The following is a 12163-nucleotide window of genomic DNA, read 5'->3' as shown; positions in this document are numbered from 1 at the left end:
ACGGGAGCACAAGGATTAGTAGGAGCAACAGGAGCACAAGGATTAGTAGGAGCAACAGGAGCACAAGGATTAGTAGGAGCAACAGGTCCACAAGGATTGGTGGGAGCAACAGGTCCACAAGGATTGGTGGGAGCAACAGGTCCACAAGGATTGGTGGGAGCAACAGGTCCACAAGGATTGGTGGGAGAAACAGGATCACAAGGATTGGTAGGAGAAACAGGATCACAAGGAGTAAGAGGTCATACCGGGTCTGCAGGAGATATAGGTCCCCAGGGATTTAGGGGAGGCACGGGCCCACAGGGAGAAATCGGAACAACAGGCCCACAAGGAGTAACTGGACTACAAGGAGTAACTGGACTACAAGGGGTAACAGGAACAACAGGAGCAACTGGCCCACTAGGGGTAACCGGAACAACAGGAGCAACTGGCCTACAAGGAGTAACCGGAACAACGGGACCAAGTGGTTCTGGATTAATGGGAATTTTTCTTTCTACGGATCAATCAATTGCAAATAATGACTTTCTTGGACCAGGTACAGCCTCAGCTTCATTCGTAAAAAATTCATTAGTTGTTCCAGAGAACGCTACGATAAAAAGTATAACTTTGAATATACGTGACCATGCTCTAAGTGCTGGACAAACTGCTTCTGCCCAAATATTCACAAGTTCAAACTGTGGATTTACTGCTCCGATAGCAACTGGAGTTATAGCCACAGTTACAGGACCAAACTCGTCTATAACACCGAATTGTTGCTCAACAACATCTGCAAATTTAACAATTAATAGTTGTACACTCCTTTCAGTTCAACTCACTACAACAGGTGGGGCTTTTTCAAATGGTGTTTCTGTGACAATCTTATTAAATACGTAGTGATTTAATTTTTTTGATTAAAACAAAAACATCAATTTGAAATTTCAACAAGTAAAAATTAATTTCCCCAGTTTTTACTGGGGAGAAAATATTTCAAATTTAATAAATTTTATTTTTTATGGAAAATCTGCGTGTAATAGCGGTGGTACAAGTAAACTTTTATTTTTGTTCAAACGTAAAAGTTTAGCACCAATTGATACATATAAAGAGATATTACAGAACAATTTCAGCAATATGATTAGGAGAAGGTTGATTTGGAATGGCATACAGTTCCCATTGGGGAAATTTTTAGAGTGAAAATCTTTATTGATTATCTACTAGATTAAGTGGTGCGATTGGATGAATGATGTACAAATCAGAGTTTTATTTCCTGCTTGGATGTTCAGAATTGCGAAGAATAATGATAAAACCAGTCGCTTGTTGTTTGAAATTAAGACTAAACTTGTCATTTCTTGCGCTTACCCGGGAAATTATTTCTTATTTCCTAACCTGAGTAATCATTTTTCCAAATAACTTTCATGGCAGATAAAAAACAATGCGCTGGTTGATGATTCATTTGCAAATAGTAAGGGACCGATAGAGGTCAACTCTGATGATTTTCTATTCTAATTATAAATATGGCACAACTAAAGAAAATCACAAGGTTTGGACATCAAGGGAATAAGAGCGATTGGTTGCAGATGATACGGAGAGAAGTTGGAACATTGCGAGTAATATTAAATATATTTCTCAAAATCCACGACTCTATCAAATACTAAAGGAAATTAATACATTATAACAAACACACGCTTCTAGTAGAATGAATTGCATGCCAGGTAGTTATGCAGTCTTCGGCCTCGGATTGAAGGACCATACTTATTTTCCGTTTGTAGAAGAATATATGGCAATGGACGAAGAACACTGGTCCGTTCAGAACGACTTCACGGTCGCTTTTGCCGAGTGGCAAGGTGCTAACGCGGAAACGATTCCTACGCTAGTGAAGTGTGGATTCGATGAAACTGAAAATCTAAATCGATATGGAAAATGAGAGGCATCTCATGCTGCTGCTAAATCAAGTTCGTGGTCTTCAGGATTACGAGGTTGAGCATATCGTATACTTAATCTGGGGCGTGCCGGACAAGCAGAAGAAAATAGCTGCCAAAACCAAAGGAAATCGAGGAAAGTGGCTCACTAGTTGGCGCAGATAGCCAGCTCTTGGATAAATTGGCTATTGCAATAGGACTAAGGGGTTAACAGGGCAAATGTTGTAGCTGCAAAATAGAAGATGACCAGCAAAGCTAATTTAGCCGAGCTGGTCTTTTTAATTTACTTAGTCATCATCAACTATAAGCCCAACATGGTATCAGTCTATCACTGTATTTACGAGAAAGTTAAACTTTGATATTCTATTTATGGGAAATATTTCTTATTGAGGAGGGAATCAAGGTGTTAAAGTAAACAAAAAATTGTGCATTCATTATTGTTTGAGGAAGTGTATATCTAGAAATCAAGGAGGTATTTCTATCATGAAAAATAAACTATCTTTGGTGTTAGCCGCTACATTAGCGTTAACGATGAGCCTACCAACAGGGGCGATGGCGTCTTCTAGCAGTCAGACTACAGTTATGGCTAGCCAAGATTTAGCTAGTCAAGAACTGAAGAAGATTGCGACAGAGAAGGCTACTCTACTTACGCAAACCTATGAGACGACTAGCGTGCAGTATGCGCTAATTGATAATGGTAAACTTATTTTGTCGGGTCAGACAGGCAAGAACGATATGGAAGGGAAACAGCCGCTGACCAAAGATACCCTATACGGGATTGGTTCAGTCAGTAAAATGTATGTAACAGCGGCTGTAATGAAATTGGTCGATGAAGGAAAAGTCGATTTGGATGCTCCTGTCGTCCATTATGTTCCTGATTTCAAGATGAAAGACGAGCGTTACAGAAGCATTACGCCACGTATGCTGTTGAACCACTCCTCCGGCTTGCAAGGTAGTACGCTTAGTAGTTCATTTTTATTTAAAGATAATGATACCTATGCGCATGATAACTTGTTGCAGCAATTGTCCAACCAGCAATTGAAGGCGGATCCTGGCGCGTTCTCGGTATACTGCAACGATGGTTTTACGCTAGCTGAGATTATGGTGGAAAGAGTCAGCGGTATGAGCTTTACCGAATTTATACATCAACGGTTTACAAAACCCTTAAAGCTAAATCATACGAAAACGCCGCAGGACGAATGGGAAGACGATAAGCGGGCTGGACTTTATTCTCCAATGTACCAAGGGCAGCTTCCTACTGAAACGGTGAATGTGATTGGGACGGGAGGGATTTCTTCCACAGCAGAAGATATGGTGCGATTCTCACAAATATTTATGGGGCAGGAAAAAGGAATCCTCTCTGATCAGGCAATCAAGGCGATGGAGCAAGAGGAATATAAAAAAGGAGTGTGGCCGGGGGATGAAGATAACACTTCCAACTATGGTCTTGGCTGGGATAGTGTGAAACTATATCCATTCAGTGAATATGGGATAAAGGGCTTGGCTAAAGGCGGCGACACGATACTGCAACATGCTTCACTGGTCGTACTTCCTGAACAGAAGATGGCAGTGGCTGTATTGTCATCTGGCGGTAGCAGCACTACAAATCAATTGATGGCGACTGAAATACTGCTCGCTGCGCTTAAAGAGAAGGGCGCAATTAAGGATATCAAGCCGAACAAATCCTTTGGCAAGCCGGTCAAGGCCAAGATGCCTCATGACGTAGCAAAGAAAGCAGGTTATTACGGCAATAGTATCAGTCAATTCAAAATAGAAATTACGAAGAATGGTGAACTGATCTTCCCTTCAAATCCAGGAGAAAAATATGTATATACTGCGGATGGAAGCTTTATTAATGAGGAAGGTACCGCCAAGTTTAATTTCGTCACTGAGAAGAATGGACGAACTTATTTGAAGGAGAGTACATATGTATCGGCGCCAGGTTTAGGGCAAGTAGCGATTACTCACTATGCAGCCGAGAAACTAGGATACTATGTGCTATCGAAGGAAACCGCTGCCGCATGGGCAAAGCGGGAAGGTGTCAAGTTCTATCTTGTGAGCGAGAAATTTAGTTCTATGCAATATTTAATGATGCTTACCGCACAAATCAACAGCAAGGAAGGCATAGCGGGCTATTGGGGAAGCCAAAAAATTACAGGCCCTAACACGGCGATGCATCAGCTCCAAATACCTGGGATGTTTGGCCGTGATACGTCGGAAGCCCGTTTCTATACAGAAGGCGGCGATGAATATATGGAGATGTCCGGATATTTATACGTAAGTGAATCCAACGTAAAACCGCTAGATGCAAGCCAATCATCCAAATTTACGCTGCAAGCAAATGGGCATGCGAAATGGTTTACAATCCCACAAGCGGCAGCAGGGAAAACGATGACAGTGGCGTTGCCATCAAAGAGTTCGTTCGCGGTGTATGATGAGAATGGTGTATGCGTCAATTTTACTGTTGTGGATGGCGATAACAAAGTAAAACTGCCGAAGAACGGAACGGTTGTATTTGCTGGCGCACCGAACTCGGAATTTGGAATCACGTTGAACTAACTTTAATTCAAGAACGACTTCAACAAAACCAATACGACACAGAGATAATTCGGGCTAATTTGACTGCATTCTTAACTCGGAAATATATAGAAGATAATAAACAAAAGCCACTAAAAATGAACTATATCCCAAAAGTTAGACATAGTTTTCTCATTCGGCAGCAGATGGGCATGAATTCGATATTGTATTGGATTCATGCCTTTTAATTTAACCTTAATTCGTTTTATACTGTAATACGTTCTGTATTTTTCTAATTCAGTTTTAAAATGCGCTACACTTTCAAACTCTTTAATGTATAGAAATTCTGAATTCATAAATGCCAAAGAATTTCCCTATGACGGAATTGTCGTAACAGTTTCCTATTCGAGACATACTTTGTTTAATTCCTCTTGGCTGAAGCGTATGACGATATTTTTTCATTTGATAGTGCCAGCCTTGATCTGACTGCATCATTAGCTGGTGCTCTTCTGGTAGGCGCTAAGTGCCATACTAGGTGGGGAAGTACTCCTTACCTGGGACAGTTTGAGTATATAAACGTATTATCGGTTCGGTAAAGAATTAAATGGAGTTAATACCTTTGCAAAACTTGATTTTAAGAAGGCTGGTGATGGATTATCTTTAATACATAATCGTAGTGAGTTTAACGATAATAACTAGTATATTTGAACTTTGCAACTCGACTTTTCATCGCTCGGAAAGCTAAAAATGTCGAAAGTCTACATAAATATTTACAGTGATTTATTAAAAGTGCTAGAAATGATTTCGACAATATAAAACCTTAACAAAGATAAACATTGAGGTATTAAAGTGGGTAAAAATTCAGGTGGAAATTTTTGGCGATTTGACCGTAAAAACAAAATGTGAGGTATTACGTTTTGCCAAGCGAGCACTAATAACAAAAGTGGAAAAGCTATTGCTTAATTATATTAATCAAAAACCAGGCACTCATATAAGTGAGTACCTGGCTTTGTGTTTATTCACTTTCAACAAACAATCCATATAATTTAGATGCTACGATTGTATCTTTTACCAAATAACTAACTATTTCAGGTATTTTTTACTCATACATTATCGCTTGTTCTTTTATTAATTATTTCTAGTACGGTGTTAACTATGAAAAGAATTATAATAAAGATATAAAGTGATAAGAATATATAGTCTGACATTGTTAAATTATTAAAATCCGTTGTGCGAGGTATTAAAATCGTTAGAGATACGATGATGAGGATATTAGCTATTCGTGTGAGTGTTATTCGCATAGTTTTAGTGGATATAAATACTAAGTACTTAGGACGCATTAATCTCTACTTTTTTGTTCTTCGTTTTTGCAGTAGTAGTAATTAGAATAAGCATAAAAAGTCTTGTAAGCTAGTAATTATACGTAATCCACTTTGTTCACTTCCTTTTCCTGGGAATTACATTGAATGTGATTCATATTTTCTTGGATTAGGCTGATCTTTTTCAAGTAGCCAAAGTACGACCAACCTTACGACAAATAACCCCCTCTTTTGAACAAAACAATTTAATGTGTGGCTGAGACACTCCCCATATTACAGAAGCTTCAGCAATATCCATTATTTTAAATAATGGGCTGTCTATATCAGGTGTTTTGCTATTCATTATTGAACCTCCGTATATTTTTATAGATATATTTTATTCACCATAAGTTTTATTTTTAGATTTACGCATACTAGAGAAATCTTTTCGGTTTTCTATATCCTCCCTTAAAAATAATCTATCTCGACTTAATTCCTTTACTGGAACTAATTTGCCTCTTTTTACAAGAGAATTTAACGCCTGACGCGATATATTAAGTTCCTCTAACGCTTCTGATGTATTTAATATTTCAGATTGTACCAAGTTAATAAATTCATCTTTTGTATCGAAAGAATAGTTTTGTGTCATTGGATTTACCCACCTAGAGTTTTTTGCTTTTTCGTATTGTAACGATTGTTGCGCCAATTACTATCAATGTTGCAATAGTTATAACTAAAGATACATTAGCCAAACAGTTCACCTCTATTTTTATTGAAGATATGATTCAGCTATCTCAATATCATATGATATTAATAAATTAGGATATTTTTTTTCTAATCTTTTTAGGCACTCAGCATAATCTTTACTTTGATATACGTGTGCTAAGTCGTCAAAGACTGAAGAGACCCAATAAGCTTCTTCTTCAGTACATGTATCCAAAAATTGAATTGTATTTTTTTTATCACTAAATTCTGATACCAACGTATCCCAATAAATTTCGATTGTTGGATCGTTTATATGCAAATTTTTCATTTTTTCAATTATACCTGTTATGTTTTTCTTATGAACCATTTTCATGAATATCCTCTAAATCCACTTATGTTTAATTCCATTAAATCAAAATTGTTCGGACAAAAAACATGTTCCAAATGCTTCTTTTATTAAATCTCTTAAATCTCTAAATGAAAATACTCTAACAAAATTAAAAATATAATACAATTATAACAATTAAGTTCCATTTATGTATAATTATTTTGAAAAAGAGGGTAAATATATAACATTAGAATTTTGATAAGATTGGGATGGATATTCAGATAGAAAATTGAAAGTTATTCAAACTAGAACTTTAAAGTTTAAAATTGATAATGTATGACGACTCTGAGTTTCTTGTATGTGATTAGCTATTAAAAGAAGTTAACCTAATTTAGAAAACTGGCTGGAATGGAAGATGGGAAAAGTTATCCAAATGAAAGTGGTATAAGATATTATTAAAATAGTAAAGAAAAATAAGTGGGTGATAATAATGTTGTTAACTCCTTTAGGTGCTATTAAAGTATTCATTAATGGTGAGGAAGTTGAATTTACTGCTATAAAATTAGATAATTTAAAATCGTATTGTCCAGATGTAAATGGTAGATATTTAATTCATTATAATTACAAAAGTGAATTTAACAATCAAGAAATTACATGTCGCATACCTTCGATAAATGTAAAGGGAGAAATCGAAAGTGGGGAAAGATACGAAGCGATTTCTTTTTACAAGAATGATATAAAACTCACAATTGGAGTAGAAGGGGAATTTACCAATAAACCCGATTATTTTGATTATAACGGGGATTATTTAAGTGATGGAATTCAATATATAACATTTCAAGAGACGGCAGCTAGAAAATTTGCTTTTGGCGTTTGTTGGATTCAACCATGTACAGAAGAAAATGATACTCAAACTTGGTTTGGTGCTGACCCTTTTAATAGTGTGTTAGGCTACTATAACAAAATAGACCACTCCGGTGCTGCACCCCAAAAGTTAGAGTAATAAATCTAAATTTTTGGGTGTTTTTGTATGGCGAAATTAGTGCATGGGGATAGGGAAATTGAGGTACTTCACAGACTTCTTAACGGGAATAGCATGCGAGCAATTGGCAAGCACATGAAGCTTTCTAGTACAACGATTATTCGTACAAGAGACATTATAGTAAAACAAATGATGATGGGGCGTAAAGCCCCTTTTAGTGTGCTATATAAAATACTCTTAGTATGCCTAACGGAGCAATAGACTGTTGAAAAAGCAAAATATTTACGTCGATATTATATTTTGAAATTTCGAATAAATGAATGACCAAAACCTAATTAAGTGGTAAAGTATAGAAAAAATGAATGGAGAATTATGCTATGGAAAAATTGAAAAGAGTCGAATTAAAACATTTTTCAAGTGAATATTTGAAAGAATTGAACTCTTTTGTACTTACAGAAGAACAAAAACAATTTTCTGCACTTCCAAGCAAATTTGAGGAAATTAATGAAGGACAGTATCGTATTGTTATTTTAAGTGATAATACACCCGTTGGTTTCTTTCTCCTAAATTCAAATGAAAGAGTAAAGAAATACTCTAATAATTTGAATGCTTTGTTATTAACTGCATTATCAATTAATCATAAAGAGCAAGGAAAAGGTTACGCAAAACAAGGAATGGCATTACTAGTTGAGTTTGTTAAAACAGAATTCTCTAATTGCGATGAAATTGTTTTAGTTGTAGATAAAGATAATATACCGGCACAAAAACTATATTTAAAAGTAGGATTTGAAGATACAAATGAGAGGCTAATAGGACGTATCGGCGAAGAAATTATCATGAGACAATTAATAAAATAATATTAAACTACCATCGTCACCAGAGCTGATTCCACATTTTGTAGATTAACTCTGGTTTTATGTTTTGCGGAAAGTTTAGCATCATTTCTTGAAGAATTAGCTAAATAACATGTATCAAATGGCGCAAGAGTATCATTTGGATCAAACGTTACATTTTATGTATGTATGAAATTAACGTGTAAACTGTGAGGGAGGACGTTGTGGTAATGTTTTCCCCATTTGGTGTTTATGAAATCCTAAATATTAGGTAAAGACAGGTTGACGACCGACCCGCGACCTCATAAACTTGTTCGAGGCAAGACATACATTGCCGGCCCATATTTTTTAAAGGATTATATATCTTAATTAATATAAAAGGCTATGAATTTACAGTCATTACCATAACCTCTTTTTTATTGTATGATAAATAAAAAAATGAAATTTAAGAGGATTGGAATATTATGCTGAAAATTTTACAAATTGTTTTTGCAATCATAGGAATATCTCTTTCAGCTTATGGACTTATCAGACGTGATTACCAACTGAATTTCCTAATGATATTCTTCTTAGGCTTATTTGGCCTAACTTTAGGAATTAAAGAATTTCAAAGAGAGAGAAAAGCTTATGGTTGGTTACTGATCGGGCTATTTTTATTTTCAGTATATGTGTCAATTCAAAGTTTCATATGGATTAAATAAAGGAGTGGTTTTTATGTGAACCTCGTCCACTTTCCATAATTCAGTCAAACTTACTACAAGTGCACGGAAATGCACTAACACAATTTGCTTTACGATATAACGTGGTGTAGCTCTACCACGGTGTCGTAAGTGAGCTAACTCGACAAATACCACAATATCAAAGCTTTCATCTCAGGATGGAGGCTTTTTCTTTTGCTTTGAAAACTGCATCAAACAGCTATAATGGACTAGTTTGCGGGTGAGTAAGTATCTCAGGAACAGTAGATACCGAAGAGAACTGGCATGCACTAGTAAGCGATAGGGTAGAGTTTGATGTGGTTTTGAAAGTAGAATTTGTAGAAAAATGTTCCAATGAAATTCTATTATGTTAACTGGGAACGTATAGTCTATTCATAAAATGTATAAGGTCGATTTTAAAAAAATGATAATCGACCTTCTTACCTGATTAATTTAATTTAATTTAATCAGGTTAATTGAAGCAGCTAGAGCAGGACCATCGCAAGTCGAAAGGGGGAGTCCTAGATTCCTTAATTGGACAGTTCCACCGGCAGGGATAGATATAATTGTTCCCCCAGAAATTGGTATGCATAAATCCCTGTCGGGTTCGTCGGATTCAGCAGCATATCTAGTTTGGATAGGATTGACCTCATTTCCATCCACAAATAATCCCAGAATTGCAGCATTGCTAATACCTAACTCAAGTAGCACAAGTACATAGTAATCAATATAATAATCACCAGCCTGGGCGACTTCAATCGTAACTGTATCAGGATTCAAAGTTATTCCTCCAGCCGTTCGTCCAGTACCGTTCCATGGCATTGGTTGATTAGTATTAAGCGTTACGAACTGTGCCAGAAAAAAATTTCCATATGCCGGTAGAGGTACTGAAGGTACTGGTTGTACTTGACATGAATCTATCGCCTTTATTGTTGACTGTAAACATGGTTTACAACGGTCGCACGAACAATTTTTTTTACATGGATTCAAAATAATCTCTCCCTTTATGATTTTCTGTTATTTTATTTAAGATATATTTTTTTTCTTAGGTGTTTGTTCGATAATAAATACCATGAAAGGAGTTGAGCAAAAAATGACAACTGCAATTAAAGAAGTGAATTCACATTTCAAAGATTTTCTTTTCGACTGGCGTTGTAAAACTCAACTACTTGTCGGTGGGGAGAGTTCTTCGAAATCCTACCATGTTTCATTGAAACAACTTTTAAAATTACTTGAAGAAAACGTGCAGCTCTAGTCGTTCGTAAAGTTTGCGATACGCATAGAGACAGTACGTTTCCTTTGTTTACAGAAATTATTGAGGACTTAGGGTTATCCGGAAAAGTAAAGACGAGTTCATCTCCAATGACAGTGAAGTTTCCGAACGGCTCGAAGGTAATCTTCCAGGGCATGGATAAACCAGAAAAGCTAAAATCCATCAACAACATATCACTCATTTGGCTAGAGGAATGTAGTGAGATTAAGTATTCAGGCTTTAAAGAGTTGCTCGGTCGTTTGCGACACCCGACACTAGACTTGTTTATGATCTTGATAGGGTCTGTATTTATTGTTAGGGAAAGATTATTTAAGTTATAACAGATGCAATGTTAGTGTTCCTGAATTACTAAATTGTTACAGTGCAAATAACCTAAACTTTATGAATCATTTATCATAAACTAATATTATTAAGCTGAAATTTAAAAAGGAGCAATGCGATGATGGAATCTTGTTGTAATTGCGATTGCACAAAAAATGTAGTTCGTTTAAATAAAGTTTCTTCATGTCCTATTTGTCGTGGGAATTTTGCTCAGCCTTCAGTTCCAAATACTATTACGACGGGAGCAATTTGGAGAATTCCAGCTACAGAGACGATTGTTGTCACACTTTTAAATAAATCAGACGCACCACAAACAGTAACTGTATCGGTATTAGATTGGCAAAATTGTGCCCAAGAAGAGATGCCAAAAGAAGCCTTCTTATGTGGAGAATCTCAACCTTCACTTTTTAATGGAACACCAACGCCTCTTACTTTTACAATTCCAGCAAAAAAGCTACTTGTCGTTCATGCAACTCCGCAAAATCCTTGGCTACCAGGTGATCCATGTTATGAAGTACTGGTGACATTGCCACCTAATCCAATCATTCCACCTAATCCAGTCTTTCCAACTGATCCGATCATTCCAGGTGATCCATGTATTGTAAATACTTGGGGTATTAACAATTTAGGTATACCTCAAGAAGGGAATACGGTGTTACATCGCGAGTTTCAGAGAACTATTTTCATATGAAATTAGGAAAGGTGAACTACTTAGTAATCATATAAACAAATGAGAAGGGCTAGGCAATCAATAATTTTGAGCTTGGTCTTTTTTTATTTCGTAAATTGCCACTTGCTAAAACAGAAACAAATGTTCTTATTAAAGACCGGACAATGAAGTGGACAGCGATGATGTTGCCTGAACACCTTGTAATGATAAGAGAATAAAAGAAAGAGCAATTCCATGAAAAGAAACGTGATTTAACCGAGTGTGAGTTTGAGGAAATAGAACAGACTTTACAACGTGCTAATGCAAAAAATGATTACGTTATCGCTATGGAGCAACAATCAAATGCATGACAAAACTGGATTAGTATTTGGAATGGATCCACTCAAAAAGGAACTATTACTGGATACAGATATATCAGTAAAACGTATTTCATTTAATGATATACAAGACGCGAAGATGGAGGATGCTGAAGGTTTAACATGAGGTCCAAGTGCTCAAAAGAGGAGGATACGCTGAACAGATGATGAAAGCTATCCGTGAGCTAAAGTATTGTAAAAGAGATCAATTAATACATTAAAAGTCACTCATTGAAAAATAATGAGTAATCTGTTTATGATTTTTGTGTGAACATGCTTATCTATACAAA

The 12163-nt window shown here is 36.2% G+C and carries 13 protein-coding genes and 3 pseudogenes; 11 read left to right on the top strand and 5 right to left on the bottom strand.

The annotated features are described in order from the left end of the window. The 4 genes and pseudogenes from AC3WSK_RS21060 to AC3WSK_RS21045 form a co-directional block, all read left to right on the top strand. A pseudogene (locus AC3WSK_RS21060) lies at window positions 1–870 on the top strand (Gly-Xaa-Xaa repeat protein); the annotation flags it as partial. A gap of 799 nt (window positions 871–1669) precedes the next feature. Next, window positions 1670–1897, top strand: a complete 228-nt coding sequence (locus AC3WSK_RS21055; protein ID WP_492414458.1) for a DUF6138 family protein — start codon at window positions 1670–1672, stop codon at window positions 1895–1897. Further along, window positions 1887–2057, top strand: coding sequence for a DUF6138 family protein (locus AC3WSK_RS21050; protein ID WP_492414457.1), 171 nt, complete (start codon window positions 1887–1889; stop codon window positions 2055–2057). The genes AC3WSK_RS21055 and AC3WSK_RS21050 overlap by 11 nt, the downstream gene beginning before the upstream one ends. Window positions 2058–2375: 318 nt before the next feature. Then, window positions 2376–4451, top strand: coding sequence for a serine hydrolase domain-containing protein (locus AC3WSK_RS21045; protein WP_427482464.1), 2076 nt, complete (start codon window positions 2376–2378; stop codon window positions 4449–4451). A gap of 110 nt (window positions 4452–4561) precedes the next feature. Here AC3WSK_RS21045 and AC3WSK_RS21040 read toward each other — a convergent pair. The 4 genes and pseudogenes from AC3WSK_RS21040 to AC3WSK_RS21025 all read right to left on the bottom strand — a co-directional run. Next, window positions 4562–4925 (bottom strand): annotated as a pseudogene (locus AC3WSK_RS21040) (IS3 family transposase); the annotation flags it as partial. A gap of 987 nt (window positions 4926–5912) precedes the next feature. Continuing rightward, complete coding sequence (locus tag AC3WSK_RS21035; protein ID WP_492414456.1) at window positions 5913–6071, bottom strand: hypothetical protein; 159 nt, start codon at window positions 6069–6071, stop codon at window positions 5913–5915. Between the two features lie 33 nt (window positions 6072–6104). Beyond that, a complete protein-coding gene (locus tag AC3WSK_RS21030) occupies window positions 6105–6356 on the bottom strand; it encodes a helix-turn-helix domain-containing protein (RefSeq protein WP_427482468.1) in 252 nt (83 codons plus the stop codon). A gap of 120 nt (window positions 6357–6476) precedes the next feature. Beyond that, window positions 6477–6785, bottom strand: coding sequence for a hypothetical protein (locus tag AC3WSK_RS21025; RefSeq protein WP_492414455.1), 309 nt, complete (start codon window positions 6783–6785; stop codon window positions 6477–6479). Between the two features lie 445 nt (window positions 6786–7230). Between AC3WSK_RS21025 and AC3WSK_RS21020 the strand changes: the two genes are divergently transcribed. The 4 genes from AC3WSK_RS21020 to AC3WSK_RS21005 all read left to right on the top strand — a co-directional run bounded on the left by AC3WSK_RS21020 (window position 7231) and on the right by AC3WSK_RS21005 (window position 9256). Next, window positions 7231–7743 (top strand): hypothetical protein, encoded by a 513-nt coding sequence (locus AC3WSK_RS21020; RefSeq protein WP_492414454.1) that lies wholly within the window; start codon window positions 7231–7233, stop codon window positions 7741–7743. Window positions 7744–7770: 27 nt separating this feature from the next. Next, entirely contained in the window at window positions 7771–7983 is a 213-nt protein-coding gene (locus AC3WSK_RS21015) for a hypothetical protein (protein WP_427482471.1), read from the top strand. Window positions 7984–8099: 116 nt separating this feature from the next. Beyond that, a complete protein-coding gene (locus AC3WSK_RS21010) occupies window positions 8100–8579 on the top strand; it encodes a GNAT family N-acetyltransferase (RefSeq protein WP_427482473.1) in 480 nt (159 codons plus the stop codon). A gap of 440 nt (window positions 8580–9019) precedes the next feature. Beyond that, the gene (locus tag AC3WSK_RS21005; protein WP_427482475.1) at window positions 9020–9256 is read left to right on the top strand and encodes a DUF3953 domain-containing protein; all 237 of its coding nucleotides are present in this window, start codon (window positions 9020–9022) and stop codon (window positions 9254–9256) included. A gap of 450 nt (window positions 9257–9706) precedes the next feature. Here AC3WSK_RS21005 and AC3WSK_RS21000 read toward each other — a convergent pair whose 3' ends face one another. Then, window positions 9707–10033 carry a hypothetical protein gene (locus AC3WSK_RS21000; protein ID WP_427482477.1) on the bottom strand — a complete coding sequence of 109 codons (327 nt, stop codon included), beginning with the start codon at window positions 10031–10033 and terminating at the stop codon, window positions 9707–9709. 313 nt (window positions 10034–10346) lie between these two features. On the opposite strand from AC3WSK_RS21000, the pseudogene AC3WSK_RS20995 reads away from it, so the two are divergent. From AC3WSK_RS20995 to AC3WSK_RS20985, 3 genes and pseudogenes are all read left to right on the top strand, one after another. Further along, window positions 10347–10801 (top strand): annotated as a pseudogene (locus AC3WSK_RS20995) (PBSX family phage terminase large subunit); the annotation flags it as partial. Window positions 10802–10965: 164 nt separating this feature from the next. Continuing rightward, the gene (locus AC3WSK_RS20990; protein WP_492414453.1) at window positions 10966–11538 is read left to right on the top strand and encodes a hypothetical protein; all 573 of its coding nucleotides are present in this window, start codon (window positions 10966–10968) and stop codon (window positions 11536–11538) included. A gap of 321 nt (window positions 11539–11859) precedes the next feature. Further along, window positions 11860–12000, top strand: coding sequence for a hypothetical protein (locus AC3WSK_RS20985; RefSeq protein ID WP_170939045.1), 141 nt, complete (start codon window positions 11860–11862; stop codon window positions 11998–12000). The last annotated feature ends 163 nt before the right edge of the window (window positions 12001–12163 follow it).

The sequence above is a fragment of the Lysinibacillus sp. EB271-A1-10B genome (assembly GCF_058791335.1).
Note: the sequence above shows the minus strand (reverse complement) of the source record. Positions and strands in the feature narration are given on the sequence as shown.

Coding starts and splice junctions, on each gene's coding strand:
- AC3WSK_RS20990 (WP_492414453.1), top strand. CDS start 10,966: ATGATGGAATCTTGTTGTAATTGCGATTGCACAAAAAATGTAGTTCGT.
- AC3WSK_RS21010 (WP_427482473.1), top strand. CDS start 8,100: ATGGAAAAATTGAAAAGAGTCGAATTAAAACATTTTTCAAGTGAATAT.
- AC3WSK_RS21055 (WP_492414458.1), top strand. CDS start 1,670: ATGAATTGCATGCCAGGTAGTTATGCAGTCTTCGGCCTCGGATTGAAG.
- AC3WSK_RS21050 (WP_492414457.1), top strand. CDS start 1,887: ATGGAAAATGAGAGGCATCTCATGCTGCTGCTAAATCAAGTTCGTGGT.
- AC3WSK_RS21025 (WP_492414455.1), bottom strand. CDS start 6,785: ATGAAAATGGTTCATAAGAAAAACATAACAGGTATAATTGAAAAAATG.
- AC3WSK_RS20985 (WP_170939045.1), top strand. CDS start 11,860: ATGCATGACAAAACTGGATTAGTATTTGGAATGGATCCACTCAAAAAG.
- AC3WSK_RS21035 (WP_492414456.1), bottom strand. CDS start 6,071: ATGAATAGCAAAACACCTGATATAGACAGCCCATTATTTAAAATAATG.
- AC3WSK_RS21020 (WP_492414454.1), top strand. CDS start 7,231: ATGTTGTTAACTCCTTTAGGTGCTATTAAAGTATTCATTAATGGTGAG.
- AC3WSK_RS21005 (WP_427482475.1), top strand. CDS start 9,020: ATGCTGAAAATTTTACAAATTGTTTTTGCAATCATAGGAATATCTCTT.
- AC3WSK_RS21015 (WP_427482471.1), top strand. CDS start 7,771: ATGGCGAAATTAGTGCATGGGGATAGGGAAATTGAGGTACTTCACAGA.
- AC3WSK_RS21030 (WP_427482468.1), bottom strand. CDS start 6,356: ATGACACAAAACTATTCTTTCGATACAAAAGATGAATTTATTAACTTG.
- AC3WSK_RS21045 (WP_427482464.1), top strand. CDS start 2,376: ATGAAAAATAAACTATCTTTGGTGTTAGCCGCTACATTAGCGTTAACG.